The organism is Streptomyces sp. NPDC015661, assembly GCF_043077765.1.
Taxonomy (GTDB): domain Bacteria; phylum Actinomycetota; class Actinomycetes; order Streptomycetales; family Streptomycetaceae; genus Streptomyces.
Genome location: NZ_JBIBST010000006.1, coordinates 207,681 through 234,531, shown reverse-complemented (window position 1 = coordinate 234,531; position 26,851 = coordinate 207,681). Strand labels below are relative to the sequence as shown.

General features: G+C 72.3%; 20 protein-coding genes. 2 read left to right on the top strand and 18 right to left on the bottom strand.

Annotation, left to right across the window (positions count from 1 at the left end; translation table 11 throughout):
• Positions 1-8: 8 nt before the first annotated feature.
• Positions 9-1,208, top strand: coding sequence for a lactate 2-monooxygenase (locus tag ACF07V_RS18055; RefSeq protein ID WP_392155190.1), 1,200 nt, complete (start codon positions 9-11; stop codon positions 1,206-1,208).
• Here ACF07V_RS18055 and ACF07V_RS18050 read toward each other — a convergent pair.
• The 7 genes from ACF07V_RS18050 to ACF07V_RS18020 all read right to left on the bottom strand — a co-directional run bounded on the left by ACF07V_RS18050 (position 1,171) and on the right by ACF07V_RS18020 (position 14,040).
• Positions 1,171-2,367, bottom strand: coding sequence for an aromatic acid exporter family protein (locus ACF07V_RS18050; protein WP_392155643.1), 1,197 nt, complete (start codon positions 2,365-2,367; stop codon positions 1,171-1,173). The two genes, ACF07V_RS18055 and ACF07V_RS18050, sit on opposite strands and share 38 nt — an antisense overlap.
• Before the next feature lie 226 nt (positions 2,368-2,593).
• A complete protein-coding gene (locus ACF07V_RS18045) occupies positions 2,594-3,955 on the bottom strand; it encodes a hypothetical protein (protein WP_392155188.1) in 1,362 nt (453 codons plus the stop codon).
• A 74-nt stretch (positions 3,956-4,029) separates the two neighbouring features.
• A complete protein-coding gene (locus tag ACF07V_RS18040) occupies positions 4,030-5,427 on the bottom strand; it encodes a sensor histidine kinase (RefSeq protein ID WP_392155186.1) in 1,398 nt (465 codons plus the stop codon).
• Positions 5,428-5,433: 6 nt separating this feature from the next.
• A complete protein-coding gene (locus tag ACF07V_RS18035; protein ID WP_351182238.1) occupies positions 5,434-6,111 on the bottom strand; it encodes a response regulator transcription factor in 678 nt (225 codons plus the stop codon).
• Between the two features lie 92 nt (positions 6,112-6,203).
• Complete coding sequence (locus tag ACF07V_RS18030; protein ID WP_392155185.1) at positions 6,204-7,133, bottom strand: hypothetical protein; 930 nt, start codon at positions 7,131-7,133, stop codon at positions 6,204-6,206.
• A 71-nt stretch (positions 7,134-7,204) separates the two neighbouring features.
• Positions 7,205-10,372 (bottom strand): efflux RND transporter permease subunit, encoded by a 3,168-nt coding sequence (locus ACF07V_RS18025; protein ID WP_392155183.1) that lies wholly within the window; start codon positions 10,370-10,372, stop codon positions 7,205-7,207.
• Positions 10,369-14,040: an efflux RND transporter permease subunit gene (locus tag ACF07V_RS18020; protein WP_392155182.1), complete on the bottom strand. Its 3,672-nt coding sequence runs from the start codon at positions 14,038-14,040 to the stop codon at positions 10,369-10,371. The genes ACF07V_RS18025 and ACF07V_RS18020 overlap by 4 nt, the downstream gene beginning before the upstream one ends.
• A gap of 541 nt (positions 14,041-14,581) precedes the next feature.
• Between ACF07V_RS18020 and ACF07V_RS18015 the strand changes: the two genes are divergently transcribed.
• Positions 14,582-15,205, top strand: coding sequence for a phosphatase PAP2 family protein (locus tag ACF07V_RS18015; protein ID WP_392155181.1), 624 nt, complete (start codon positions 14,582-14,584; stop codon positions 15,203-15,205).
• 33 nt (positions 15,206-15,238) lie between these two features.
• On the opposite strand, the gene ACF07V_RS18010 is transcribed toward ACF07V_RS18015, so the two are convergent.
• From ACF07V_RS18010 to ACF07V_RS17960, 11 genes are read right to left on the bottom strand one after another with little or no spacing between them, the layout of a single operon-like run.
• On the bottom strand, positions 15,239-16,564 hold the full coding sequence (locus tag ACF07V_RS18010; RefSeq protein ID WP_392155179.1) for a glutamate-1-semialdehyde 2,1-aminomutase: 1,326 nt from the start codon (positions 16,562-16,564) through the stop codon (positions 15,239-15,241).
• A gap of 7 nt (positions 16,565-16,571) precedes the next feature.
• Complete coding sequence (gene rfbC / locus ACF07V_RS18005; protein ID WP_392155177.1) at positions 16,572-17,123, bottom strand: dTDP-4-dehydrorhamnose 3,5-epimerase; 552 nt, start codon at positions 17,121-17,123, stop codon at positions 16,572-16,574.
• Positions 17,120-18,334, bottom strand: a complete 1,215-nt coding sequence (locus ACF07V_RS18000) for a polysaccharide pyruvyl transferase family protein (RefSeq protein ID WP_392155176.1) — start codon at positions 18,332-18,334, stop codon at positions 17,120-17,122. The genes rfbC and ACF07V_RS18000 overlap by 4 nt, the downstream gene beginning before the upstream one ends.
• Positions 18,331-19,278, bottom strand: coding sequence for a glycosyltransferase family 2 protein (locus tag ACF07V_RS17995; RefSeq protein ID WP_392155175.1), 948 nt, complete (start codon positions 19,276-19,278; stop codon positions 18,331-18,333). The genes ACF07V_RS18000 and ACF07V_RS17995 overlap by 4 nt, the downstream gene beginning before the upstream one ends.
• Positions 19,275-20,564 carry a hypothetical protein gene (locus tag ACF07V_RS17990; protein WP_392155642.1) on the bottom strand — a complete coding sequence of 430 codons (1,290 nt, stop codon included), beginning with the start codon at positions 20,562-20,564 and terminating at the stop codon, positions 19,275-19,277. Before ACF07V_RS17990 ends, ACF07V_RS17995 begins: the two co-directional genes overlap by 4 nt.
• Before the next feature lie 5 nt (positions 20,565-20,569).
• A complete protein-coding gene (locus ACF07V_RS17985; protein WP_392155174.1) occupies positions 20,570-21,862 on the bottom strand; it encodes a DUF4910 domain-containing protein in 1,293 nt (430 codons plus the stop codon).
• A complete protein-coding gene (locus tag ACF07V_RS17980; RefSeq protein ID WP_392155173.1) occupies positions 21,859-22,884 on the bottom strand; it encodes an NAD-dependent epimerase/dehydratase family protein in 1,026 nt (341 codons plus the stop codon). The genes ACF07V_RS17985 and ACF07V_RS17980 overlap by 4 nt, the downstream gene beginning before the upstream one ends.
• A gap of 3 nt (positions 22,885-22,887) precedes the next feature.
• A complete protein-coding gene (locus ACF07V_RS17975; protein ID WP_392155171.1) occupies positions 22,888-23,550 on the bottom strand; it encodes a PIG-L deacetylase family protein in 663 nt (220 codons plus the stop codon).
• Positions 23,547-24,341, bottom strand: a complete 795-nt coding sequence (locus ACF07V_RS17970; RefSeq protein ID WP_392155170.1) for a glucose-1-phosphate cytidylyltransferase — start codon at positions 24,339-24,341, stop codon at positions 23,547-23,549. The genes ACF07V_RS17975 and ACF07V_RS17970 overlap by 4 nt, the downstream gene beginning before the upstream one ends.
• Complete coding sequence (locus ACF07V_RS17965; RefSeq protein ID WP_392155168.1) at positions 24,338-25,573, bottom strand: class I SAM-dependent methyltransferase; 1,236 nt, start codon at positions 25,571-25,573, stop codon at positions 24,338-24,340. The genes ACF07V_RS17970 and ACF07V_RS17965 overlap by 4 nt, the downstream gene beginning before the upstream one ends.
• A complete protein-coding gene (locus tag ACF07V_RS17960) occupies positions 25,574-26,848 on the bottom strand; it encodes a glycosyltransferase family 4 protein (protein WP_392155167.1) in 1,275 nt (424 codons plus the stop codon).
• Between the last annotated feature and the right edge of the window lie 3 nt (positions 26,849-26,851).

The following is a 26,851-nucleotide window of genomic DNA, read 5'->3' as shown; positions in this document are numbered from 1 at the left end:
CGCCCCCCATGCCCCAGCAGTACGGCGACTACCAGAACGAGATCTACCTCAACGGGCTCTTCGGCGTCACGCCCACCCTGCCGATGACCTTCGCCGACCTGGAGGCGAAGGCCCGCGCGGCCCTGCCGCCCTCGCTCTGGTCGTACGTGGCCGGCGGCGCGGGCGACGAGTACACCCAGGAGGCCAACGTCGCCGCCTTCCAGCGGTGGGGGCTCGTCCCGCGCATGATGGTCGGCGCCGCCGAACGCGACCTGTCCGTCGACCTCTTCGGCCTCACGCTGCCCTCCCCGCTGTTCATGGCCCCCGTCGGAGTGATCGGGCTCTGCGCCCAGGACGGACACGGCGACCTCGCGGCGGCGCGGGCCGCCGCCCGTACCGGTGTCCCCATGATCGCCTCGACACTCGGCGTCGACCCCATGGAACAGGTCGCCGCCGCGTACGGGGACACCCCCGGCTTCTTCCAGCTCTACACCCCCACCGACCGCGCCCTCGCGGAGAGCCTGGTGCACCGGGCCGAGGCCGCCGGCTTCCGGGGCATCGTCGTCACCCTCGACACCTGGGTCACCGGATGGCGCCCCCGGGACCTCGCCACCAGCAACTTCCCGCAGCTGCGCGGACACTGCCTGGCCAACTACACCAGCGACCCGGTCTTCCGGGCGCGCCTCGCCAAGGCCCCCGAGGAGGACCCGGGCGCCGTCGTCGCGGAGTGGGCGGGGATCTTCGGCAAGCCGCTCGTCTGGGACGACCTCGCCTGGCTGCGCTCCCTCACCGACCTGCCGATCCTCCTCAAGGGCATCTGCCACCCGGAGGACGTGCGCCGCGCCAGGGACGGCGGCGTCGACGGCATCTACTGCTCCAACCACGGCGGACGCCAGGCGAACGGCGGCCTGCCCGCCCTCGACGCCCTCCCCGGCGTGGTCGCCGCCGCCGACGGCCTGCCCGTGCTCTTCGACTCCGGCGTCCGGACCGGCGCCGACATCGTGAAGGCCCTGGCCCTCGGCGCCACGGCGGTCGGCATCGGCCGCCCGTACGCCTACGGTCTCGCCCTCGGCGGGGAGGACGGCATCGTCCACGTCCTCCGCTCCCTCCTCGCCGAGACCGACCTGATCCTGGCCGTCGACGGCTACCCGACCCTGGACGACCTCCGCTCGGAAGGTGCCCTGCGACCCGTCATGACGTACGGCGCGCCCGGGCCGCGAGGGAGGTGACGCGGCGGCGCCGTGCCTCACGCGCGCGCGTGTGCCGGTCCAGCTCCTCCATGAGGCGGCGACCGCGGTGATCCGGTTCGAGCTCGTCGAGGACGCGGTCGATCTCGGCGAGCAGCGCGCCGTACAACTGCCAGCGCTCCGGATCGTGCGCCGCCTCCTCCCGCAGCAGCCGGGCGGCCTGGTCACGGGCGGCACGGGCCGCCCCGAGCTCCTCGCCGAGGCGGCCCTCCGCCGTCTCGGCCTCCGCGCTCGAGGGCGAGGTGACGAGGCGGGCGAAGCTCATGAGGGTGTCCGCGAGATGCCGCAGGGTCTCCCGCAGCGCGACACCCGTCTCCCGGCGCACGAGGGCGGCCCCACGCCGTTCCTTCGCGAGGTCCGTCAGGGACCGGGTGAGGACACGGAGCACGACGGCGCAGATCTCCAGGGTGTCGAGGCCCGTGCGCAGCACGATCCGGTGCAGCAGCCCCTCCTTGACCCGCGGGTTGAGCCGGAGGCTGTCCTCCGCCTGCCGCAGGGCCGCGTCGACGTCGGCGACGTCGTTGTCGAGCCGCCGCGCCTCGTGCAGCCGTGCCGCCGCCCGCTCCACCGGAGCCGGTGGCGGGGCCGCCTCCGGCTCCTTGGCCGGTTCGGGCCGGGCGTCCGGGTCGGCGAGCTCCTCGCCGACGTCCAGGAGCAGTCGCCGCATCCGACGGGCCAGGTCCACGATCGAGTCCCCGGCGGTGTCCACCCAGACCGGCGGGACGAGCACGACGTTGAAGAGCAGGCCCACCACGGCGCCGATCAGTGTCTCCAGGACGCGGTCCCAGGCGGTGTCGGCGACCTGGGTGACACCGAGGACCAGCATCGCGCTGATGGCCACCTCGGGCACGAACTCCTCCACCCGCACGAACCGGCCCACGACGAGGGACGCCAGGATGATCAGGCCGAGGCTCCACCAGCTGAGCCCGACGAGCGCGCTGAACGCGATGGCGATGAGCACGCCCACGACCACCGAGTTCACCCGCCGCAGGCTCGTCGTGAGCGTCGAGTACAGCGTCACCTGGACGACGAGCAGCGCGGTGAGCGGGGCGGTCAGCGGCGCCGGTTCGGCACTGAGCCGGAGAGCGACGACGTACGAGAGCGTCGCCGCCGCCGTGGACCGCACGGTCTGCACCACCACCGGGTCCCGGGCCCACCGCCGCCACCACTTCCAGCGGCGCCACGGGCGGGGAAGGACGCGTGGGACGGTGCGGTGCGCCAAGGGATCCTCCTCCGGCGGTCGGGGAGCCGCGGGTGACCGCCCGCCGCCAGGCCATCAAACCGCGACGCTCCGCGCTGCCGCGGGCACGCGCGCGCCGACGCGCCGGAGACCCCGGCCTGATGCCGGGGTCGGCCGGGGCCGCCGGTCAGCCGGACAGGGCCGAGGTGAGCCGGTCCACCGCCTGCTGGGCGACGGATGTGTCCGTGCGGTCGGCCGCGTCGCGCAAGGCCCGCAGCGAGGCGGCGATCCGGTCCGCCCGGGCGGGGTCCGTGTCGTGCTTGACGCGGTCCCAGGTGAGTTCGAGGCTGGTCGCGTCACCGGCGATCGCGCCCGCGTCGCGGGCTGCGGCGTCCAGCGCCGACTGACGTGCCCACAGGCCCATCCGGGCGGCCTCGACCGTCGCGAGCGGCTCGTAGCGCAGGTGCAGGTCGAGGTCGTTCTGGGCGACCCGGAGCACCGCACCGCGGACGAGGTCGGCGTCGCGCGCCTTGACGGCCGTGGTGAGCGAGTCGAGGTCCCGGTCCATCTGCCGGACGAGCAGCGGTGGCACCCGGTCGGCGGCACGGTACGAGTCCCAGGCGGCGCGCACCTTCGCCACGTTCGCCTCGGTCGCCCCGGTGTGCGCCGCGCGGACCGCCGCCGACAGGGCCGCGAGCTCGGCCGGCACGGGCCCCCGGGTGACGTCCGTCGGTACGGCCAGCTCGACCGCCTCCAGGTCGGAGCCGGGTTCGTCGATGGTGAACTCGCCGTACCCGGGGGCCACGACCTTCTCCTCGTGCGTGCCGTCCATGTGGATCTCGGTCGTGGTCATCGCGCCCTTGACGGGTCCGTACGGCCCGGCGACCGTCTCCCCGACGGCCTTGACCGTGACCTCCTCGAAGACCACTCCCGGGCTGTTCTCCGGCCGGTACACGTCACCGCGCTGCGGATGCGCGGGCATGATCATCGCGGCCGGCCCCGACTTCCCGGACCGCCAGGTGCCGCCGGTGTCCGCGACCACCCCGTCCTCGTAGTTGAAGACGTCCTCGCCGAGGTACCAGACCGATCCGTCGTCGGCCTGCGCGAACCAGTCGAACGCGACCTCCTTGATCCGCCCGTCCGAGAACGACAGGTACTGGAGGGTGCGCGCCCTGACCTGCTCGCCGTTCACGGTGATGGTCTTGATGTCGGGCAGCAGTGTGAGCTCGGTGCGGAACGGCTGCTCGTCGACCTGACCGCCGTAGATCACCTGCTGGAGCGTCGAGCTGGCGTGGAGCGGGTTGGTGATCTCGGTCGGCCGGCTGAAGACCGGCGTGACCAGGTCGACCCGGGCCCCCTCCGGGGCGAGCGGCAGGCACCCGGCGGGCTTCTTGCCGGATTCGGTGTCCACGGCCCGTATGCAGTCGCCGCTCGACGAGGGGATACCGCTCGCGGCCCGGCCGCCGACGGCACCGGCGGTGCAGGAGCCGGTCGCGAGGGCCGCGACCACGGCCGCGCTCACCACGGCCGCCGGATGTCTGTTCCTCATGGCTGCCTCCTCTGCCCTGACACGAGGCTGCCACCCGGGTCCTGAAGGGAGCCTGAACGGAACTGAACCGGCCTTCAGGAGGGGTCTGCGGGCCCGGGATCCGCCGGCAGGACCACCTCGAAGCGGGCGCCGCCGAGGCGCCCGTCGGTCACCGTCGCCGTGCCGCCGTGCGCCGCGACCAGTTCGGCGACGATGGCGAGCCCGAGACCACTGCCGGCGGGGTCGCCCCCGTCGTCCGTACCCCCGCCGCCGGCCGACGAGCGGGACCGCGCCTCGTCGAGACGTACGAACCGTTCGAAGACCCGCTCGCGGTCCGCCGGCGGCACCCCGGGACCGTCGTCCTCCACGCCGAGCACCACCCGGCCGTCCGGCAGCTCGGCGAGGTCGAAGGCGACCTCGGAGCGCGCGTGCCCGGCCGCGTTCTCGCCCAGGTTGCGCACCACCCTGCCCAGGCCCAGCGGGTCCGCGCGCCGCCGGGCCGCCGAGACCCCGGCCGTACCGATCCGCAGCCCGGGCGCCGCCGCACGCAGCCGGCGGGCCTCGTCCAGGACCAGATCGTCGAGGTCCACCGGCCGCAGCCGGGGCCGCAGCGCGTCCTCGTCGGCACGGGCGAGCAGCAGCAGGTCGTCGACGAGCCGCTGGATCCGCAGATCCTCGGCGAGCACCGTCCTGGCCAGCCGTTCGCTCGCCGCCCGGTCCGTCAGCCGGTCGGGGTGGGCGAGCGCGACCTCGACGTGCTGGCGGATGGACGCCACCGGGGAGCGCAGCTCGTGCGAGGCGTCGGAGATGAACCGGCGCTGGGCGCTCTGCGCCCGTTCGAGCCGGTCCAGCATGCGGTTCATCGTGGCGGCCAGGCGCTCGATCTCGTCGCGGCCCGGCGGCAGCGGCACCCTGCGGTGCAGCTCCGCCGCCGAGATCGCCTCCACCTCCCTCCTGATGGCCGCCACGGGCGCCAGCGACCGCCCGACCGCCATCCAGGTCGTGCCGGCCACCACGAGCATCAGCAGCGGCAGCCCCACGAGCAGCAGCCGGGTGACGATCCGGGTCGACTCGGCCACCGCGATCACCGTCCGCCCCACCAGCACGGTCCGGTGCCCGCTCGGCCCCTCGGCGGGCACCGCCACCACCAGGAACCGGTCCTCGTCGAGGGGAGTGGAGACGGTGGACTCGGAGCCCTCGCGCGGGTCGGCCAGGGGCGGCAGGTTCTTGACGTTCGGGCTGCCCGCGACCACCTCTCCCCGCGCGTCCAGGACCTGGACGAACTCCTCGTCCGGCTCGCTCACGGCCAGCGAGGGCACCCCGCGCCCCGCCTCGATGACGGCCGCCACCTGCTCGGCCCGGCCCCGCGCGGCCTGCCGTACGTCGTCGGTGAGCTCGGCCCGCATGAGCGCGACCAGGGCCACCGCCCCCGCGACCACGCCCACCGCCACGACGAGGACGGCCGCCAGGGTCGACCGGAACCGTACGCCCATGGCCGCCTACCCCCCGTCGGGGGCCAGGCGGTAGCCGCAGCCCCGTACGGTCTCGATGGACGCCCGGCCGAAGGGCCGGTCCAGCTTGTTCCGGAGGTGCCGGACGTAGACCTCGACGATGTTCGGGTCGCCCTCGAAGGCGTCGTCCCAGACGTGCGCGAGGATCTCGCGCTTCGACACGGTCTCGCCGCGCCGGCGCAGCAGGAACTCGAGCAGAGCCAGCTCGCGGGCGGTCAGCTCGACCCGTACCCCACCCCGCGACACCTCCTTGGCCGCCGGGTCGAGCCGCAGGTCGCCGGCGGTGAGGGCGGCGGGCCGCTCGCGCGGTTCGCGGCGCAGCAGCGCACGGAGCCGGGCCAGCAGCACCGCGTACGAGAAGGGCTTCGTCAGGTAGTCGTCGGCGCCCGCGTCGAGCCCCTCCACCTCGTCCCACTCGCCCTCCTTGGCGGTGAGCATCAGGATCGGGGTCCAGTTCCCCTCGGCGCGCAGGGTGGCGCAGACGCGGTAGCCGTTCAGGCCGGGGAGCATGATGTCCAGGACGATCGCGTCGTACGCGTGCTCGCGGGCCCGCCACAGGCCGTCCGTGCCGTCCAGGGCGACGTCCACGGCGAAGCCCTCCGCCTCCAGGCCGTTGCGGAGACCCTCCGCGAAGCGCTCCTCGTCGTCCACGATCAGAACCCGCATGTCCCGATTGTGACCCGCGTCACCTGAACGCGGGCTGAAGGGCGCGCGGTGCCGCCCGCCTCGGCGAGCGGCACCGCGCGGCCCCACCCGTGCTACGAAAGGGCGAGCAGCCCCGTCACACCGGCGGGTTCCGCCGGCGGGGTGGTGCCGTAGACGTCCGGGCTGATCCGGTAGCCGCGCTTGTCCTGCTTCAGGACCTCCTTGTCGACGGCCGCGAGTTCCTTGGCGCTGAGCTGGGTGAACTCGGTCAGGGACAGGGTCTCCGGGTTCTCCTCGCCCACGGGCACCACCTTGATGTTGCCCACCTGCGGCGCGTAGGACTTCCGCTGGTGGCCGCCCTCGGGGTCGAGCGGCGCGAACTCGTCCGTCACGAGCACGTTGTCGAAGCAGCCGACCTCGACGCAGACGCTCTGGCCGGTCTGGAACACCGTGGCACAGTCCCAGAAGCCGATCTCGGGCGCCAGGCCCTCGGTGTAGGTGGGGCTGCCCACCCGCGGCCTGGCGAGCATGGCGATGCCTGCCTGGGCGTCCTGCACGCCGGAGATCCAGGTGTCGGGTGCGCCGACGAGCCGGCCGTTCTCGTAGAGCTCCGGGTACTCCCCGAGGCGCCAGACCGCTCCGCGCCAGTCCTGGGCGAAGAACGCCAGCTCCGACTCCTGGACCTTCTTGCCGCTGAGGTCCTGGTCGTACACCACCACGGTGCGCACGCCGTCGATGACCTTGGTCAGGTCGGTCACCGTCGTCACCACGGTGTGGTCCTCACCGGCGACGTCGCCGGTGAGGACCAGGCGGGTACCGGGCCTCAGCGGAAGGAACCTGTTGGTCACCCTCGGGAGAGCGGGGAACGTGTACGGGCGGAGGGCGGGGGGCCCTGCGCAGTCACCCTGCGCCCGCGCGCCGGGTTTCGCCGGGGCGGGAGAAGGCGCCTGGGGGGTACTGGTGGCCTCCGCGCCGGGGGCCAGCAGCAGTGCGGCGACGATCGGGCTCAGCAGGGCAGCGGCCGCGCGGATGCGACGGGGCATTCGGCTTGATCCTCTCGGTGGAGCCGGGGTGGGGCTCCACCGAGAGGCGGCGGCCCCGTCCGCCGCCTGCCTCAGTGCGTGGCGGCCGCCTCATGCTGCGGCCTCTGGCGTCTGAAGCCCTTGCCGAAACGCAGGTACAGGGAAGGCACGACGAGCAAATTCAGCAAGGTGGACGTAACCAGACCGCCCACGATGACCACGGCGAGCGGGTACTCGATCTCGTGGCCCGGCCGGTTGCCGAGGAAGACCAGGGGCAGCACCGCGAGTCCGGTCGCCAGCGAGGTCATCAGGATGGGGGACAGCCGTTCGCGCGCACCGCGCAGCACCAGGGCGGGCCCGAAGGCCATGCCCTCGTGCTCCTCCAGGTGCTGGCAGTGGTTGATCAGCAGGATGCCGTTGCGCGCGGCGATGCCGAGCACGGTGAAGAAGCCGACCAGGGAACCCAGCGAGATGTTCCCGCCGGCGATCCAGACCGCGAAGACACCGCCGACCAGGGCCATGGGCAGGGTGAGGAAGGACAGCAGCGCGAGCCGCCAGCTGCGGAAGGAGGCCTGCAGCAGCACGAAGATCGCCAGAGCCGCGAAGATCGCGCTGTAGAACAGGACCCGCTGGGCGGCCTGCCGCTCCTCGTGCTCCCCGAGCAGCTCCGTGTGGTAACCGCGGGGGAAGTCGGTGGAGTCGATCGCCCGCTCGACGTCCGAGACGACGGCGCTGAGGTCGCGTCCGGAGGCGCTGGCGTTCACGTCGAGGTGCCGCGAGCCGTTCTCACGCGCGATCAGGTTCGGCTGCGGCTTGATGGTCACCTGGGCGACGTCACCGAGCGGCACCGTGGTGCCGGAGGGCGTGTCGATCGGGAGCCGGTTGATGGCCGCCACGCTGCTGCGGGTCTCGGGAGTGCTCCACACCATCGTGTCGTAGGCCCTGCCGCCGCGGAAGATGTCCCCGACCTCCTCGCCGGCCACCAGGGTGGAGGCGGCGCGGCGCACGTCACCGGGCTTGAGCTCGTACGTGGCCGCCTTGTCGACATCGACCGTCACCTGGATCTGGGGGATGTCGACCTGGAGGTCGGCGTGGACGTCGGCGGTGCCGGCGATCTTGCCGATCTTCTCCTGGAGTTCCAGGGCCTTCTCGCGCAGGACCTTCTGGTCCTGCCCGTAGAGACGGACGACGATCGGATACTTGGAGCCGGTGAGCACCTCGTCGACGCGCTCGTTGAGGTACGTCTGGACGTTCTGTTCCATGCCGGCGTAGCGCCCCACGGTCTCCTTGATCTGGTTGAGCGTCTTGTCGTAGTCGGCCTTGGGGTCGATGCTGATCCAGCCCTCCCCGAAGTTGACGCCGGCGATCTCGTCGCCCAGGAACGCCTGTCCGATGTGGGCCCCGAAGACGTTGCGCACTCCGGGGATGGCCCGCACCTCACGGCTCACCTGGGTGACCATGCGCTGCTCCTCCTGCACGGACGTGCCGGGCGTGGAGATGAAGTGCATCAGGAAGTCCCGCTCCTTGAAGGCGGGCATCAGGGACTGGCTGAGCTGTGGCACCAGGAGCGCCGCGACGAGCACGAGCACGCCGGAGACCAGATAGGCGTGCACCGGCCGCTTGATGATGCGCCGGAGCCCGGCCGTGTAGCCGGTCTGCAGCCAGCGCAGCAGCGGGGACTGCCGGCGTTCCACCTTGGCCTTGCGCAGCATGATCAGGCACAGGGCGGGGGTCACCGTCAGGGCCACGACCATGGAGGCGAGGATGGCGAACGTGTAGGAGACGGCGAGCGTCCGGAAGAACGAACCCGCCACTCCCTGGAGCAGGAACACCGGCACGATGGCCACGACGATGATCATCGTCGCGTAGACGATCGGGCTCCGTACCTCCAGCGAGGCGTTCAGGATGACCTTCGCCACCGACGTGTCACCGCCGGCCTTCCGGTGCTCGCGCAGGCGTCTGAGGATGTTCTCGACGTCGATGATCGCGTCGTCCACGACGGCGCCCAGGGCGATCACGAGTCCGGCGAGGGCCATCGTGTTGATGGTGTCCCCGCGCCAGTGGAGCACCAGCACGGCCGCCATGAGGGACAGCGGGATCGTCAGCAGGCTGATCAGCGCGACGCGCCATTCGTAGAGGAAGGCCGCGAGGACCACGACGACCATCAGGAAGCCGAGCACGAGGGCCTGGGTCAGATTGTCGATCGCGGTGTGGATGAAGTCCTCCTGCTGGAAGACCGTCGTGTCGAAATTGATGCCGGGCAGGCCGGGTTCGAGGGACTCGATGGCCTTCTCGACGTTCCTGGTGATCTCCGGGGTGTCGCCCCAGGGCAGCTTCTCGACGATCAGCAGCAGACCCGGGTCGCCGCCGATGACGGCGTCGCCGACGAGCGGCTGGGGGGCCTCCTTCACGAGGGCGACGTCCCCGAGCCGCACGGTGCTGTTGCTCTCGGCGCGCACCGGCACCTGGGAGAGGTCGTTGGGCGTCACGACCGGCAGCACGTGCCGGATGCCGAGGCGCTGCGTGGGGGTCTCGATCCAGCCGCCGGTGCCGATGACGGAACCGGTGGTGAACTTGAGCAGACCGGAGTCCACCGAGTCGCCCGTGGCCTCCATGACGTCGTCGAGACTGACCTTGTGGGACTGCATCTTGAGCGGGTCCACCTGCACGGTCATCATCTGCAGCCGCTCGCCGAAGATGCTCACGTTGGCGACACCGGGCACCCGGAGCAGGCGGGCCCTGACCTCCCAGTACGCCGTCATCGACATGGACATCAGGGCCTTGTCGGAGTGGTCCTGGGAGGACATCCCGATCTTCATGACACGGCTGGTCGCCGCGACGGGCGGCATGATGACCGGAGGGGCCGCCCAGGTCGGCAGGGAGTGCGACACCTGCGCCACCCGTTCCTGGACCTCCTGCCGTGCCTTGAAGATGTCGGTTCCCTCGTGGAAGATCAGCTGGATCGAGGAGAGCTGCGCGACGGACTCGGAGCGCAGGTCGTCCAGTGCGTCGAGCCCGTTGAGGGACTGCTCCAGCGGAACGGTGACCAGGGACTCCACGTCGGCCGTGGACAGGCCGAGACAGGTCGTCTGGATCTCGACCCGCGGCGGTGCGAACTCGGGGAAGACGTCCACCCGCTGCTGGGGCAGCGAGGTGATGCCGACGACCATCATCACCGCGGCCGCGGCGACCACGAGGTAGCGGAAGCGCAGGCTGAAACCGACGATCCAGCGCATCAGGGTGCGGCGTTCCTCACTCATTCGTGCTCGCCGTCCGTCTCGTACTCGATGCCCAGCAGTTCCGCGGCCCCGACGGTCACCACGTGGGTGCCCTTGGCGAGGCCGGAGGTCACGACCGCGTCGTGCTCACCGAACTGCCCCAGTTGGACGGGGGACCGGAGGTACACGAAGGGCTCCGGGTTGGTGAAGGCGAAGGTCTTGCCCTCAGGGTCGTAGACCACCGCCTTCAGGGGGATGAGCGTCCGCGCCGGTCCGGTGCCGTCCAGCGGCGCCTGCCGCAGCGGCTCCGTCTGGATGTGGATCCGCTTGACCGTGTCCTCGGCCAGGGTCAGGTGGGGGATCTTTCCCTCCTCGACCTGTTCGATCTCGGCGGGTGGCGCCTCCGAGTGTTCGGCGGCCGAGGCCGAGCTGGAGTCCTGGTTGCTGCAGGCCGTCAGGCCCGCCCCGCCGGCGATCAGCAGCCCCGCCGCCGACAGGCCCATGGCCCACCGGCGCCCGGTGCGACGCCGGCGGGACCCGCTGGAGGGTGTGGCACTGCGTTCCGTCCTGCCGTCGTCCGCGGCCGCCGCGTCCGGGGCCTGACCGGCAGTCGCCGGAGCCGGCTCGGGGCCGGTGGGACGCCGTCCGACGCCTCCGGGCGAGGGGAAGAAGCGGATGTACAGGGCGGGCACGATGAACAGCGTGACGAGGGTCGAGGTGACCAGTCCGCCGAGCACGACGACGGCCAGCGGGTGCAGCACCTCCATGCCCTCGACGGTGCCGAGGAAGACGGCGGGCAGCACCGCGACGGCCGTGGCCAGCGCGGTCAGCAGGACCGGGCCGACCCGGTCGCGGGTGGCGTCGACGATGCGCTGCGGGTCGACGGTGCCGTCCGCGCGCGGCTCGACGTCCTGGTAGCCGCGGATGAGCAGCACCAGGTTGCGCACGGCGATGCCCACCACGAGCAGGAGGCCGCCGAGCGCTCCGATCGACATGATGCCGTCGACGGCGAACGCGGTCAGCACACCGCCCACGGCGGCCAGCGGCAGTGCGAGCAGGACGAGCGTCGCCGCACGCCAGCTGCCGAAGACCGCCTGCAGGAGGAGGAAGGTGCCCAGCAGCGCGGCGGCCGCGAGCCCCGCGATCCGCAGATCCTGGCTCTGCTGGTGCGCGACGTCGCTCTGCACCTCGGCGTGGTACTCGTACGGCATCGGCATCGCCTGGACGCGGTTCCTGACGTCGTCGAGCACGGAGTTCAGATCACGCCCGCTGACGTCGGCGACGACGGCGAGGCTGCGCGAGGTGGCTTCGTGCTGGATGACCGTCGGGTACGGCGTGACGCGGACGGCGGCGACGTCGCCGAGGCGCACGTGACCGCCGTTCGGTGTGTCGATCAGAAGGTCCTGGACGTTCTGCGGGGCGGACCGTGTCGCGGGCGAACCCCACACCACGACGTCGAAGACCTTCTGCTCCTCGTAGAGGCTGCCCACCGGCAGGCCGGAGAAGTAGGTGGCGGCCGTGCGGCGGACGTCACCGGGCTTGATCCCGTGGCTCCGGGCCGCCGCGAGGTCGACCTTGACCTCCAGGGTCGGCTCCTCGACCACGTCCGGGACCTGCGGCCGGACGACTCCGGGCACCTGCGCGATGGCCTTGCTCACCTGCTCGGCCTGCTGTCGCAGCACACCCAGGTCGTTGCCGTAGACGCGCACGACGACCGGTGCGCCGTCGCCGTCCTCGGCCCGGACCTCGTTCAGCCGTGCCTGCGGATACGTCATCACGTCACTGTCGAGGCCGGTCTGGTCGTCCATGGCGCGGTGGACCGCGGCGACGGTCTTGCCGTAGTCGGCCGAGCTCTTCAGGTTGACCCAGAACTCACCGGAGTTGACGTTGACGACCTGGTCGGACTCCCGGGCGCGGCCCACATGGGCGCCGACGCTCGCGACGCCCGGAACGGCACGCAGGTCGTCGGCGGCCGCCCGGCCGAGACGGTCCATCTCCGGCAGCGAGGTGCCGGGGGGCGCGTCCACACGGATCAGCAGCGCACGCTGGTGCAGGGCCGGAATGGGCGACGCGCCGTCGAGCTGCGGCCACACCGCGAAGGCCGCGCCGGCCAGCACGGCGGCCGCGACCAGTGCCCGGCCCGGCCGGAGCAGGGTCTTCGGGCCGATCCGGTCGAAGCCGCGGTGGAGCCACCCGAGCACCGGGTTGCGGCGGTGTCCCAGCCTGGTGCGCGCCAGCAGCAGGGCGGCCAGCACGGGTGTGAGGGTCAGGGCGACGACGGTGGAAGCGATCACCGCGAGCACGTAGGACAGGGCCAGTGGCCGGGCGAACGCTCCGCCCACCCCGCTCAGGAAGACGACGGGCACCACGGCGAGCAGCAGGATCAGCGTGGCGAAGAAGGCGGGCCTGCGCACCGCCGCCGTGGCGTCGACCACGACCTCGGACACCGACCGGCGTTCGCCGGATCTGCGGCCTTCGCGCTGGAACTGGCTCTGTATGCGGTCGAATCCGATGACGATGTCGTCGATGACGGCGCCGAGAGCGATGGCGAGACCGGCCAGGACCATCATGTTGAAGGGCGAGCCACGCAGGTAGAGCACCCACAGCGCGGCCATCTCCGCCATCGTGATCGAGACGAGGCCGATCAGGGCGACGCGCCAGGACAGGAAGTACAGGCCGAGCAGCGCCGAGACGGCGGGCACGGCGATGAGCGCCCACACACCCACGTTGTCGAGCGCCGTGTCGACGAAGGACGCCGGCCGGTACACATGGGTGTCGACGGTGATGCCGGACAGTCCGGGCTGGAGCGAGGTCATCGCCTCTTCGACGGCGTGGGTGACCTCACGGGTGTCGGCGCCGGGGAACTTCTCGATCACCAGCATGATCCCGGGGCCGTCGCCCAGCATGACGTCGCCGATGAGCGGCTGGTGGTCCTCCACCACGGTGGCGACGTCACCGATGCGCAGCCGCTTGGCCGTGGTGTCCTCCAGGGCCACGGACGCCAGGTCCTGCGCCTTGGTGATGGGCAGCACGTGCTGGATCGCGAGGCGCTGGCTCGGAGTGTCGATGAACCCGCCGGTGCCCGGCGTCGAGGCCTCCACGAAGGTCAGCGGCGACACCCACAGCGCGTTGCCCGTCGTGCGGACGACCTGGTCGAGGGAGACGCCCTGGCCGCGCAGCTGCTGCGGGTCGATCTGGACCTGCAGCTGCCGGTCCTGCTCACCCCAGATGACCACGTTCGCGACGCCGGGGATGCCCATCAGGCGCGGCTTGATGTTCCAGCGCGCGAGGACGGACATGTCGATGCGGGAGACGTCCTTCGAGGAGAGTCCGATCATCATGACCCGGCTCGTCGACGAGAGCGGCTGGATCATGACCGGCTGCTTGCCCACCTGGGGAAGACCGGCCACCTGGATCAGGCGTTCCTGGACGGCCTGCCGGGCCTTCTGTTCGTTCGTCCCGGACTCGAAGACCAGGTCGACGGAGGACAGGCCGGGGGCCGACTCGGAGGTGATCTCGTCGAGCCATGCCACGCCGTTCAGCAGGTCCTGTTCCATCGGGACGGTGATCAGCTGCTCGACCTCGGCCGCAGACAGGCCGGGCGCCTCGGTCTGGATCTGCACCTGCGTCGGTCCGAACTCCGGGTACACGTCTGCCGACGCCGCCCGTGGGAGCTGGATGAACCCGAGGGCCATGACGGCCGCTGCCACACCGAGGATCAGGTTCCGGAACGTAAGACTGAGAGAAAGGATTTTGTGGACCACGGCAGGGTCCTGCCTTCCAGAGCGACTGCGCGCTCCACCGACCCTGCCCCCGGGCCCTTCCCCAGGGCCTCACGAGAGCGGCGGACCGCGCGCCGGGCGGACGGCCTACCGGGCGCACCTGCGGGGGACGTCCGTCCTGCTGCGGCATCAGTCGCCGGCGTCGGCCGGCGGTGGTGAGGGTTCCCGGCCGAGACGGCCGACCTCGTACTCATGTCCGGCAAGAGCCATAAACCGGCCGAGCCACCAGCCATGTCTATAGCGCATACGTACGGCGTAAATGTACCCCGTAGGTGAAGAAACTGTCAATTTCCCCCCAATTAGGATTAGCTCCGCGATGGCCGGATTTCAACCCTCCCGTGCGCCTGTGCCGAGCTTGTCGTGCCGCTTGGTTAGGGTGGCGAGGAGAGGTCGGACACGACGGGGGGCTCGCGTGGGATCGCCTGGCGGGAAGCGTCACCATCACAAGTCGACCGGGCGCGAAGGGCCGGTGGCCGGCAGGTCGGCGCTCGGGGCGATCGCGTCCCTCGCCGCCCTGGCACTCCTCGTGCTCGGCGTCCGGTACGCGGGCCACACCCGGCCCGCACGGGTGGACGTATGGATCCAGCCGGTGCTGGTGGACGTCCGGCCGCCCTGGGGATACGCCGCCGAGGCCATCGACTTCCTGGGCGAACCCACCGGAGCGGTGCTGTCGATCGTGGCCCTCGTGACGGTCTGTCTGCTGCTCCGGCGGCCGCGCGCGGCGGTGCTCGTCGTCGCCGGCTCCGGCCTGACCGTGGCGACGACGAAGCTGCTCAAGTCCCTGGTGGGACGCACCATCAACGGGGACAACCTGTCCTTCCCGAGCGGGCACACCGCCTACCTCACCGCGCTCGCCCTCGTGCTGGCGCTCCTCGCCACCGACCGCCTCCGCCTCGGCAGAACGGCCGGCGGCGTGCTCGTGCTCGCCGCGGCCTCGGTCGCCGGCGCCGCCATGGGCTGGGCGCAGGTGGTCACGGGCGCGCACTACCCGACCGACACCGTCGGCGGCTGGTGCACCGCGCTCGTGGTGGTACCGGCGACGGCGTGGCTGATCGACCGGATCGCCGACGACGCCCCATGGCGGCGCCGCTGACGTCACGTCACCGGCGCCCCCGCTGACGTCACGTCATGCCAGGCGGCGGAACACGGGCTTCACCGGCCGCCCGGCCAGCCAGGGCGTGGGATCCCCGGCGTCCAGCGCCTTGCGGTACACGGCACACGCCTCGCCCACCACCTCGACCGTGCGGTCGATGTCGGCCTCGTCGAGCGCGCCGCTCACCACGAACGACGGAGCGAGCACCCCGCCCGCGAGGAGCCGGCGCAGGAAGAGGGTGCGGTACTCCTGGGACGGCTGCCCCTTCTCGTCGAGGGTGCCGAAGACCAGGTTGCTGGCCCGGCCCCGTACGACGATGTGGTCGCCGACGCCCATGCCGGCCGCCACCTCGCGGACACCGGCGGCCAGGCGCTCGCCGAGGGCGTGCAGCCGTGCGGTGATGCCCTCCTCGACATAGGTCTCGAGCACGGCCATCGCGGCGGCGAGCGAGTGGGTCTCGGCGCCGTGCGTGGTGGACAGCAGGAACACCCGGTCGCCGGAGTGCCGCAGCCCGCCCCGCTCCATCAGCTCGCGGCGCCCCGCGAGCGCGGAGACGGCGAACCCGTTGCCCAGCGCCTTTCCGAACGTGGAGAGGTCGGGGACGACGCCGTACAGGCCCTGGGCGCCCGCCTCTGACCAGCGCAGTCCGGTGATCATCTCGTCGAAGACCAGGACGCAGCCGTGCCGGTCGGCCAGCTCGCGCAGGCCCGCGAGGTATCCCGGCGGAGGCTCGGTGTGGCCGGCGGGTTCGAGGATCAGACAGGCGACCTCGCCCTGATGGCGGGTCAGCAGTTCCTCCGTGGCCGCCAGATCCCCGTACGGGAACGCGACGGTGAGCTCGTTCGTCGCCGCCGGTATGCCGGCGGACATCGGCGTGGTGCCGATGAACCAGTCGTCGACGGAGAAGAACGGGTGGTCGCCGCAGATGGCCACCCGCGGGCGCCCGGTGACGGCCCGGGCGAGCCGCACCGCGGCGGTGGTGACGTCGGAGCCGTTCTTCGCGAACTTCACCATCTCGGCGGTCGGCACCGTGGCCAGGAACCGTTCCGCGGCCTCGACCTCCAGGATGGACGGCCGGACGAAGTTGCTGCCGCGGTCGATCTCCCGCCGCACCGCCTCCAGGACGCGCGGGTGGGCGTGGCCGAGGCTGACCGACCGCAGGCCGGAGCCGTACTCGATGTAGCGGTTGCCGTCGACGTCCCACACATGGGCACCGCGGCCGTGACTGATGACCGGGGCCAGGTCTTCGGGGTACTGGTCGTCGCCCTTGGCGTAGGTGTGCGCGCCCCCGGGGATCAGGGCGTGCAGCCGCTCGTTCGCCGTCCGCGACCGCGGCAGGCGGAGGTCTTCGGTGTCCATGCTGTTCTCACTTCTCCGCTTGCTTCAGGGCCTCGGCGAGGCGCGGCGCCTCCCGGTCCCGCGGGGACATCGAGGTGACCGGCAGCGGCCAGGGGATGGCGAGCTCCGGGTCGTCGAAGGCGATCGTCACGTCCTCGGCCGGATCGTGCGGACGGTCGATCCGGTACGAGGTGTCGGCGGTCTCGGTCAGGGCCTGGAAGCCGTGCGCGCACCCCGCCGGGATGTACAGGGTCGCCTGCGTCTCGCCGGACAGCTCGAAGGAGGCCACGTTGCGGTAGGTCGGCGAGTCCGCCCGCAGGTCGACGACGACGTCGAAGATCCTCCCGTACGAGCACCGCACGAGCTTGGCCTCGCCCGCACCCGAGCGCAGGTGCAGACCGCGCAGCACGCCCCGGGCCGAGCGGGACACGCTGTCCTGGAGGAAGGCGTTCGGGTCGAGGCCCACCGAGCGGACCACGTCGGCGTCGAAGGTGCGGCAGAAGAAGCCGCGCTCGTCGGCATACGGCGTCGGTTCGAACAGGAACGCTCCGGCGATCGCCGGGACTTGGGTCGCTTTCATGAGGCCTTCCGGTACGCAGGGGCGTGAGTGGTCCTCGGGAGGAGGGCCGTGGTCAGGGCGGTGAGATGACGGGCCAGTCGCCGTGCCGCGTCCTGGTTCCGCTCGGTGAGGGTCTGCCGGAGTTCGGCCGAGCGCTTCTCCAGGTCCCGGAACTGTTCGAGCAGCCGGTCCGCGTCGAGTGCGCGCGCCGGGTGGCAGTACGTGCCGAGGCCCATCCCGGCCATGAGCGCGTCGCTCTTCGCCGCGTAGGTGACCGCGAGCACCGGAGTTCCGGTCTTCAGCGCGCAGATCAGGTTGTGGTAGCGGATCGCCACCACGCTGTCCGCGGCGGCCGTCTCCTTCATCAGGTCGGCCAGCGAGGAGGTCTCGGCAGCGGTGACCAGCGGAGAGTCCACCGCGTCCAGGATGGCGGCGACCACCGGCGCGTCGACCTCGTCCCCGGTGAGCAGCCGCACCCGCCTGCCGTCCTCGACCAGTGTGCGGACGAAGCGGATCGTGCCGTCGAGATAGCGCCGGTGGATCTCCTCGGCGCGGGCCCGGTCGTCGTTGCCCCCGTGGAAGGCCATGACGCCGACGCAGACCGGACCCGGCGGGTCCGCCGGGGGAGACGCCGGCGTCGGCAGGGCGAACGCGAGGTCCGGGTGGACCTCGTCGCGCGCGGTGTCCACGCCCATCGCCCGCATGGCGTCGCGGGACTGGGTGTCCCGGTACGAGCGGTACGCCGCCAGTCGTGCCGACCAGCGCACCAGGGCCCGGGTCGGCCGGTCGCGGATCGCCCCGGCGCCGACACCGACCAGCGCGACCGGGGTGCCGAGCAGCCGGCCGGAGGCGCAGAGCAGGAACAGCGCGTACGGGAAGCCCCACGGCCGCAGCGGCAGCGTGGCCTCCAGGACGCCCATGCCCGGCACGATCACCACGTCGTGCCGGCGCACCCAGGCGGCGGTGCGGAAGACGTCGACGAGCTTGCCCAGACCCTTGCCCACGACCGCGCCCGCACGCGACGCGGTCCGGTACTCCCCGCGGTACCAGTGCAGTCGGGTCGCGGGGATCCCGAACCGGGCCGTGACGGCCTCGGGTCCGCCGCACAGGGCGTCGACGACCGCCTCCGGGTGCTCCGCGCGGAGGTGTCCGAGGACGGCTTCGAGCGATCCGTCGTTGCCGAGGTTCCCGGAGCCGAGCAGCCCGAAGACCCCGACCCGTACGGACCTCATGTCCGCCGTCCTTCACGCCCCGCCACCAGCGCGTCGACCGAGACGGCGAGCAGCGCCGGGTCGACCGGGGCGCGGTCCTCGACCCGCTCGCCGGCGCCCGGCCGGGACCGGCTGGCCGCCCACTCCGTCAGATGGCGGTAGCACGCGCGCCGGTCGGCGGCGGACAGCGGCGCCCGCCGGATCGCGTCGACGAAACCCCAGACGTACTCGGCGAGCAGCCGGGCCGTCGGGTGCAGCCGGCCGGCCCGCCGCGGGTCGAGATTGACGCACCGGGAGCGCTTGGACGGGTTGGCCCGCTCGGCGCGGGTGGGGTGGTCGCGGCGGAAGTACAGCAGTTCCGGCACCTGGTGGAAGCGCCCGTGCAGGCCGATCTCGCAGACGAACGTGCGGTCCGCGTGGTGGTAGCTGTCGAGCGGCTTCACCCGGCGCAGCACATCGGCCCGGATCACCCCGTAGAAGTCGTCGCCGCCGGGCTCGAACAGCATGCTGCGGAAACGCACCGGCGCGCGCGTTGAGCCGGTGGCGAGCTTGTACTCGTACGGGACCTTCACCTGGCCGTCCTCGTCGACGACCGCCTGGTCGGCATGGGCGAGGATCACGTCCGGCCGCTCGTCGAGCGCCTCCACACAGCGCTTCAGCAGGTCCCGGGCGTACAGGTCGTCGTGCGAGGCCCACTTGAACAGTTCGGTGCGGCACTCGGCGAACACACGGTTGTGGTTCGGGGTGGCGCCGACGTTCCTCGGCAGCCGGATGTACCGGACGCGCGAGTCCTTCTCCGCGTACGCGCGGCCGATGTCCTGGGTCCCGTCGGTCGAGGCGTTGTCGGAGATGACCAGCTCGAAGTCCCCGTAGGTCTGGCCGAGGAGGGCGTCGAGCGATTCGGCGAGGTACTCCTCGCCGTTGTACACGGGCAGGCCGACGGTCAGCCTGGGTCGGGCGGTCATGAGGTCCTCACTTCGGGGATCGATGTCTCGTGGTGCTCGCGCCGGCCGGCGCGCAGGTGCAGCCACCACACGGCCGAGCTGCCGACGGTCGCGGCGGCGACGCCCCAGGCCGAGCCGACCGTGCCGGCCACGGCCGCCCCGCCGAGCCCGCCTCCGGCGTAGCAGGCGGAGGCGAAGAGCTGGGCGCGCAGACTGCGCCGGGCCGCGCCGAGCGCGCGCAGTCCGGCCGCCGCGCCGGTGCCGAGGCCGGCGCCCGCGACACTGAGCGTGGCGGGCACGATGAGCTCCGAGGCGGAGTGCCAGACGCCGCCGAGCACGAACTCGCCGAGCCGGTCCGGTACGAGGAGCAGCGCCGCGCCCCAGAGCAGTGCGGCGGCGGCCTGCCCGCCGCCGAGCAGCAGACAGAACCTGCCGAGCCGGTCCGGGGCCCGCCGCAGCACCCGGGCCGCCTCGGCGACGGTGACCAGGGACAGGCCCATCAGCAGGGCGAGGAACGGGCCTTGCAGGAGTTCCGCGCCCCGGACCGCACCCACCGCGCCGACACCGGCGATCGCGCCGAGACCGTACGCCCGCAGCTGGCCCGCGCCGCTGAGGCTGCTGTTCTCGACGAGGTACCGGTAGCCGAGGTCGCGCTGCTCGCGGAGCCACCCGCGGGCCTGCCCCGGGCGGGGCCGGATGCCGGACTGGAGGGAGCCGTACCCCGCGGCCACGGCGGCGGACCCGCCCCAGGCGAGCATGAAGGCGGCCACGCTGCCCACGTGCGCCGCCACGACCATGGCGGGGACGAGCGCGACGCCCCACACGAGGTCGTTGGTGAAGGCCTTCTTCCCGGCGCCGGCCGCGAAGAAGGCGAACCGCCAGGCGTCCTGCAGCAGCAGCCCCGGCAGGACGACGCCCAGGCAGGCGAAGGCCGGCCCGACGCTGCCGCCGAGGGCGAGCCCGACCAGCAGACAGACCGCGCCCACGGCCGTACCGAGGCCGAGCGCGGCGCCCGAGGAGCGGGCCACCGCCGCGCGCCAGGACGCCTCGGGCACGGCGCTGAACCGCACCACCAGCGGGTCGGTGGCCAGGCCCCGGGAGGCGCCGAGCACGACGCCGTACGTCACCCAGGCCAGGCTGAAGACGCCGAACGCGGTCGGTCCGAGCGAACGCGCCACGTAGATTCCCACCGCGAAGTTGCTCATGCTGGAGGCCGCCTGATCGGCGAGTCCCCAGGACAGGCGGCCGACGACGGCCCGCCGGGCGGACCCGGCCGGTGCCGTCGTCTTCTCCTCCTCGGTGGTCATCGGCGTCATGCCTCGATCAGTCCGGCGCCCCGCAGGGCGTCGGCCGCGGCGGCGACGGTGTCGAACGGCAGCCCGGACCGCTCGGCGACGTCCAGCAGACCGTGCTCGCCGTCGGAGAGGCTGAGCACCCACAGCATGGCCATCTGGGCCTGCTGGGTGTCGCTGCGCCCGCCGAGCGCGTCGTACAGTCCGCGCCGGCCGAGCTGCGGCTCGCCGTACGGACTGAGGTTGACGTACCGCCGGTTGCGGTCGAGGAGGGCGAACGCCTCGCGGCAGACGGCGAGCGTGTCCGCCATCGCCTCCGGGGAGACGAAGTCCAGGTCGTCCGCCGAGGTGTGGTACTCGGGATAGCCGGCGTACGGGGTCCGGGTGAGCGAGCCCACGCCGAGATCGAACCCGGGCGAGCAGAACTGCCGCTCGTCGTAGCCGTACGGCGTGAACTCGTTGATCCGGTGCGGGCGTTCGGAGGCCTCCAGGACGTGCCGCAGCACCCGGTCGATCTCCGCGTCGCCGCGCCGGCTCCGCTTGTACGTCAGCGAGCCGGGGTCGCCCGCGCACGCCAGGACGAGCCCGTGCTTCACCCGGTCGACCCGCTCCTTGTTGCGGGCCAGCCAGGTGATCGCCCCGATCGTGCCGGGCGCGAACAGGAAGCGGTACGTGTAGTACGGCGTCCGCTCCGCCAGCTCCCTGGCCAGGAACGTCGCCACCGCGACGCCGGCCATGTTGTCGTTGGCAAGCGACGGGTGGCAGACGTGGCAGGACACGATCACCTCGTCCTCGACCTGCCCGGGGACCACGTGCTCGGCGTAGGTGAGGTGGCCGTCGGCGAGCGTGGAGTCCACGCGCACCTCGTAGTCGCCCTCCGGCAGCGCGTCCAGGGTCTCCTGGGCCAGGCAGAACCCCCACTCCGGCTTGTAGTAGCTGGTGCGGTACGGCACCCAGGACGGGTGCTCCGGCAGGGTGTGCAGATGGGAGCGCAGCTCGGACAGCGGCATCGTCGCCGACACCGGCACGCTGTAGCCGAGCACGTGCAGGCTGGACGCGGCGAAGTCGACGACCCTCCTGCCGGTGGCGTCGGCGACGTACGCGTCCCGGATGTTCCACTCCTGCGGCACCGTCCAGTCGAGCACCTGCGTCCCGGTCGGCACCTCGTGCACCTGGAGCGGGATGTACTCGCCGACGATGTCCAGGGTGGCGCGCACGCCGTCGCCGGTGATGGACCGGCAGAGCGGGTACAGCCGCTCCACCAGCTTGTACAGGTCCTCACCGGTCGCGGTGACCGGCTGTGCCTCGGTCATCGGCGCCACCGCAGGGTGTCGTCGACCGTGCCGTTCTCGGACGCCGCGCGGAGCACGGCGAGGCGGGTGAAGCGCTGCTCGAAGGCCTCCTTGGTCAGCGCGTGCTTCCGGTAGGCGTCGGCGAGTTCGAGCGCGCCCTGCTTCACCGTCCACTCGCAGTCGAAGCCGGGGATCGCGGCGCGGAACCGGGAGAAGTCCACCCGGTACGAGCGGGGGTCGGCGCCGTTCTCGCCGGTGATCCGCACCTTGGCACCCTCGACCGCCTCCGCGACCTGTTCGGCGATCTCGGCGACCGTGACGTTGTTGACCTCGCTGCCGATGTTGAACGCGCGGTCGTGCACCGCCTCCCGGGGCGCGTCGAGCGCGGCCGTGAAGGCCCGCGCGATGTCGACGGCGTGCACCAGCGGGCGCCAGGGGGTGCCGTCGGAGAGGACGAGGACCTCGCCGGACAGGAGGGCGTGGCCCACCAGGTTGTTCAGCACGATGTCGGCGCGCAGCCTGGGGGAGTAGCCGAAGGCGGTGGCGTTGCGCATGTACACCGGGGTGAAGTCGCCGTCGGCCAGCGCGTGCAGGTCGTCCTCCACCCGCACCTTGGACTCCGCGTACGGCGTCACCGGGCGCAGCGGGGCTTCCTCGCTCACCAGCTCGTCCCCGCCGGCGGCCCCGTAGACCGAGCAGGTCGACGCGTACAGGAAGCGCCGCGCCCCGGCGTCGCGGGCCAGCCGCGCCAGGCGCACGGACGCGTGGTGGTTGATGTCGTAGGTCAGCTCCGGTGCCAGCGATCCCAGCGGGTCGTTGGAGAGCGCGGCCAGGTGGATCACGGCGTCCACCCCGGCCACGTGCTCGGCCGTGACGTCGCGCAGGTCCACCCGGTGGCCGGACGGGTCCGCCGGCCGCGGGCCGAGGACGGAGTCGGCGAACAGGCCGGAGTCGAGACCGACGACCTCGTGTCCGGCGGCCGCGAGGACCGGGGCCATCACGGTGCCCAGGTAGCCCTGGTGTCCGGTCAGCAGTACGCGCAAGGTTCATTCCCCCAGAGTGAAAGTGCCGAGATCGAGCGTGAGTTTGGTGACGGCGAACGCCTCGGCGTAGCGCGCGTGGCATTCGATGCCGCGGATGCGCGCGAGGCCGAGGAAGGCCTCCCGGTCGTACCAGGGCCGGTGCCGCTGCGAGGGGTAGTGCTCCTGCAGCAGCCGGACCTTCTCCTCGGCGACCTCCGGCGTCAGCGGCTGGTACGCCGCCGGGCGGCCGAGATCGCCGTCCCACTTGACGATCTCGTAGCCGAGCACGAGATGGTCGCGGAACGCGGTGGGCAGCAGCTGCGCCAGGCCACGGTGGTCCTGGTGCGCGTCATCGGTGCGCGGGGCCAGGATGAGGTCCGGGTCGGTCCGCTCGCGCAGCTCCTCGACGGCGGCCTTGGCCTCCTCCCAGTGCGCGGGCAGCCGCCCGTCCGGCAGCTTGAGCACGGTGAGCCGCAGGTCGGCCCCCGGACAGAAGGCGGCCAGCGCGGCCCGTTCCTCCTCCTCGCGCTCGCCGCCACCGCCGGACAGCACGAGCGCGTCGACCCGGATGCCGGGCCGCGCGAGGCACAGCGTCAGGAGAGTGCCGCCGGCGCCGATGGCGATGTCGTCGCAGTGCGCCCCCACCGCGACGATCCGGTCCAGGCGCCGGGATCCAAGTCGGATCACGCCCGCACCCCCGCGGTGTCCCGTTCCCACACGGCCCACGGACGCTCGCCGCGGGCGTACGCCTCGTCGAGCGCGGCCCGCTCCTTGACGGTGTCGGTCGGCTTCCAGAAACCGCGGTGCTGGTACGCCACGAGCCGGCCCTCCTTGGCCAGGCCGGCGCATCCGTCGGCGACCAGGTCCCCGCCCTCGGGTATGTGGTCGAAGACCTCCTGGCGGAGCACGAAGTAGCCGCCGTTCTCCCACAGCGGCATGTCGCTCACCGCGGTGATGCCCCCCACCAGACCGTCCTCGGCCAGGTCCACGCAGTGGAACGAGGACTGCGGCGGCACCACCGTCATCGACGCGCCCGCGTCACGCCGGGAGAAGCGGTCGATCATCTCCGGCAGCGGGGCGTCGGTGAGCACGTCGGCGTAGTTGGCGAGGAACATCTCGTCGCCGTCCAGGTGGTGCCGCACCCGGCGCAGCCGCTCCCCGATCGGCGACTCGATGCCGGTCTGCGCGAAGGTGATCGTCCAGTCGGCTATGTCGGTGGACAGCAGCTCGGTCCGGCCGCCGCGCAGCACGAAGTCGTTGGACGTCGTCTCCTCGTAGTTGAGGAAGAAGTCCTTGATGTGGTGCGCGCCGTACCCGAGGCACAGGATGAACTCCGTGTGCCCGTAGTGCGCGTAGTAGCGCATGACGTGCCAGATCAGCGGCCGCGGACCGACCATCGCCATCGGCTTGGGCACGTCGTCGGAGGTGCCGTTGCGCATCCGCATCCCGTAACCGCCGCAGAACAGTACGACCTTCATCGCTCGACCTCGACAATGCTGAGTTCCGGGATGGGGAAGACAAGGCGGCCGCCCCACTCGTGCACGAAGGACAGCTGCTCGACCAGCTCGGCCCGCAGGTTCCACGGGAGGATCAGGACGTAGTCCGGCCGGTCGGCGGCGATCCGCTCGGGCGGGAGGATCGGGATGCGGGTGCCCGGGGTGAACCTGCCGTGCTTGTACGGGTTGCGGTCGACGGTGTACGCGAGCAGGTCGGGCCGGATGCCGCAGTGGTTGAGCAGGGTGTTGCCCTTGCCCGGCGCCCCGTAGCCGACGACCGTCTCGCCCCGCTCCGCCGCGTCGATGAGGAACCGCAGCAGGTCCCGGCGCACCTTGGCCACCCGGTCGGAGAACTCCGCGTATCCGGAGAGGTCCTGGAGCCCGGCGGCCTTCTCGCGGTCCAGTACCTCGGCGACCCTCCGACTCGGCTCCCCGGCCGCCTCGGATGGCCGCGCCCACAGCCGGATGGAGCCGCCGTGCGTGGGCAGCAGCTCGACGTCCACCAGGGTGAGCCCGCCGCTCGCGAGCGCCCGGATCGCGGACGCGACCGTGTAGTACTGGAAGTGCTCGTGGTAGATCGTGTCGTACTGGTTCTCCTCGATCAGGGTCAGCAGGTGCTGCACCTCGATGGAGACCCAGCCGTCGTCGGCGACCAGGGCACGCAGCCCCTGGGTGAACCCGACGACGTCGGGGATGTGCGCGTACACGTTGTTGGCCACGACCAGGTCCGCCGGGCCGTGCTCGGCGCGGACGGACGCACCGGTCTCCGGCGACAGGAACTCCGTGAGCGTGGGCACACCCGCGTCCCGCGCGGCGGCACCGACGTTCACCGACGGCTCGATGCCGAGGCAGCGGATCCCTCGGTCCACCACGTGCTTCAGCAGATAGCCGTCGTTGCTCGCGACCTCGACCACGAAGGCGTCGGGGCCGAGCTCCGCCCGCCGCACGGCGTCGGCGACGAACACCCGCGCGTGCTCCACCCAGGAGGTCGAGAACGAGGAGAAGTACGCGTACTCCTTGAACGTCTCCTCGGGCGTGATCAGCGGCGGGATCTGTGCCAGCCAGCAGTCGGTGCAGACCCGCAGATGCAGCGGGTACGCGGGCTCCGGCAGGTCGAGTCGGTCCGCGGCGAGAAAGCTCTCGCACGGCGGGGTCGCCCCCAGATCGACGACGCTCGCCAGCGCAGCCGCACCGCAGAGTCGGCATCGTGTCATCTACTGCCCCCCATCTCCGCCCGCGCGGGAGACCCGTCGCGAGTCGGCGTTGTCGTTCCCCACCGGCGGTGCGCCGTGCGCGCCGCCCGACCGCCCCGCGATCGCGGTGCGGTACTCCTCCACCAGGCGTGCGAGGCCGACGGCAGGGCTGAACCCCTGCTCGTACCGGCGCCGGGCCGCCCGGCCCATCTCCTGGTTGCGCGCCGGGTCGGCCGTGATCCGGCGTATTCGGGACGCGAGCGAGGCGGGCTCGCCCGGGCGGTGCAGCAGCCCGGTCACGCCCTCCTCGACGAGGTCGACATAACCGCCGTGACCGGCGGCGACGGCCGGGACCCCCGCCGCCATCGCCTCCCCGACCACCAGGCCGAAGGTCTCCCTGGCCAGCGAGGGGGCCACCACGGCGACCGAGCGCGCGGTGGCCCGCCGGCACTCCGCCGGGTCCAGGAGCCCGGCGAACCGGACGTCGTCCCGGCCCGCCGCCCACGCGGCCACCTCCCCCTCCATGGGCCCCGAGCCCGCGAGCACGAGCGGCACGCCCACCCCGCCGTCCGTGGCGATCTCGTCCCACGCGGTCATCAGCACCCGTACGCCCTTGGCCTCCGAGAGCCGGCCGAGGAAGAGCAGGTGCTCGCCGGCGCCCGCCCGGACCGTGCCCGGGTCGGGCACGAAGTTGGGCTTCACCGTCAGCCGCTCGGCCGGCATGCCGGAGCGCACCAGGAGGTCGCGCTGCGTCGCGGAGATGCAGAAGAACCGCTCCACACCCGACCACCACCGCCGCCGGTTGACCGACAGGCTGACCGCCAGCGGAACCGTCGCGAGGCGGGAGTTCCGGTAGCAGCCGTGCCGGATCCCGGGCAGCGACGCCGTCGACCCGACGCACTCGGTGCACGGCCGGCCGTCCCGGTGCAGCGTGCCGGGCGGGCACACCTGGGCGTAGTTGTGCAGCGTGGCGACGACGGGCACGCCGGCGTCGGCGCAGGCGGCGAGGACCGCGGGGGACAGGAGCGGGAAGACGTTGTGGACGTGCACCACGTCCGGGCGCTCGGCGCGGAGCCGGGCGGCGAGCTCCGTGCGCACCGCCGGGTTCCACGGCACGAGCAGCGGCACCGCGGCCTTGCCGAGCAGGGACCGCGCGGCGATGTCGTCGCTGCGCCGCTCGAACACGTCGACCCGGTGGCCGGCCGCGCGCAGCAGCCCGACCTCCTCGTCGACGACGCGGTTCTCCCCGCTCGGCTGCGCCGAGGAGTAGCGGTTGTGCACCACAAGGACATGCATGCT

Excerpts from the sequence above, each read along its gene's own strand:
- ACF07V_RS18055 (WP_392155190.1), top strand. The coding sequence starts at position 9 with ATGCCCCAGCAGTACGGCGACTACCAGAACGAGATCTACCTCAACGGG.
- ACF07V_RS18045 (WP_392155188.1), bottom strand. The coding sequence starts at position 3,955 with ATGAGGAACAGACATCCGGCGGCCGTGGTGAGCGCGGCCGTGGTCGCG.
- ACF07V_RS18040 (WP_392155186.1), bottom strand. The coding sequence starts at position 5,427 with ATGGGCGTACGGTTCCGGTCGACCCTGGCGGCCGTCCTCGTCGTGGCG.
- ACF07V_RS18035 (WP_351182238.1), bottom strand. The coding sequence starts at position 6,111 with ATGCGGGTTCTGATCGTGGACGACGAGGAGCGCTTCGCGGAGGGTCTC.
- ACF07V_RS18030 (WP_392155185.1), bottom strand. The coding sequence starts at position 7,133 with ATGCCCCGTCGCATCCGCGCGGCCGCTGCCCTGCTGAGCCCGATCGTC.
- ACF07V_RS18025 (WP_392155183.1), bottom strand. The coding sequence starts at position 10,372 with ATGAGTGAGGAACGCCGCACCCTGATGCGCTGGATCGTCGGTTTCAGC.
- ACF07V_RS18010 (WP_392155179.1), bottom strand. The coding sequence starts at position 16,564 with ATGGACACCGAAGACCTCCGCCTGCCGCGGTCGCGGACGGCGAACGAG.
- rfbC (WP_392155177.1), bottom strand. The coding sequence starts at position 17,123 with ATGAAAGCGACCCAAGTCCCGGCGATCGCCGGAGCGTTCCTGTTCGAA.
- ACF07V_RS18000 (WP_392155176.1), bottom strand. The coding sequence starts at position 18,334 with ATGAGGTCCGTACGGGTCGGGGTCTTCGGGCTGCTCGGCTCCGGGAAC.
- ACF07V_RS17995 (WP_392155175.1), bottom strand. The coding sequence starts at position 19,278 with ATGACCGCCCGACCCAGGCTGACCGTCGGCCTGCCCGTGTACAACGGC.
- ACF07V_RS17990 (WP_392155642.1), bottom strand. The coding sequence starts at position 20,564 with ATGACCACCGAGGAGGAGAAGACGACGGCACCGGCCGGGTCCGCCCGG.
- ACF07V_RS17985 (WP_392155174.1), bottom strand. The coding sequence starts at position 21,862 with ATGACCGAGGCACAGCCGGTCACCGCGACCGGTGAGGACCTGTACAAG.
- ACF07V_RS17970 (WP_392155170.1), bottom strand. The coding sequence starts at position 24,341 with ATGAAGGTCGTACTGTTCTGCGGCGGTTACGGGATGCGGATGCGCAAC.
- ACF07V_RS17965 (WP_392155168.1), bottom strand. The coding sequence starts at position 25,573 with ATGACACGATGCCGACTCTGCGGTGCGGCTGCGCTGGCGAGCGTCGTC.
- ACF07V_RS17960 (WP_392155167.1), bottom strand. The coding sequence starts at position 26,848 with ATGCATGTCCTTGTGGTGCACAACCGCTACTCCTCGGCGCAGCCGAGC.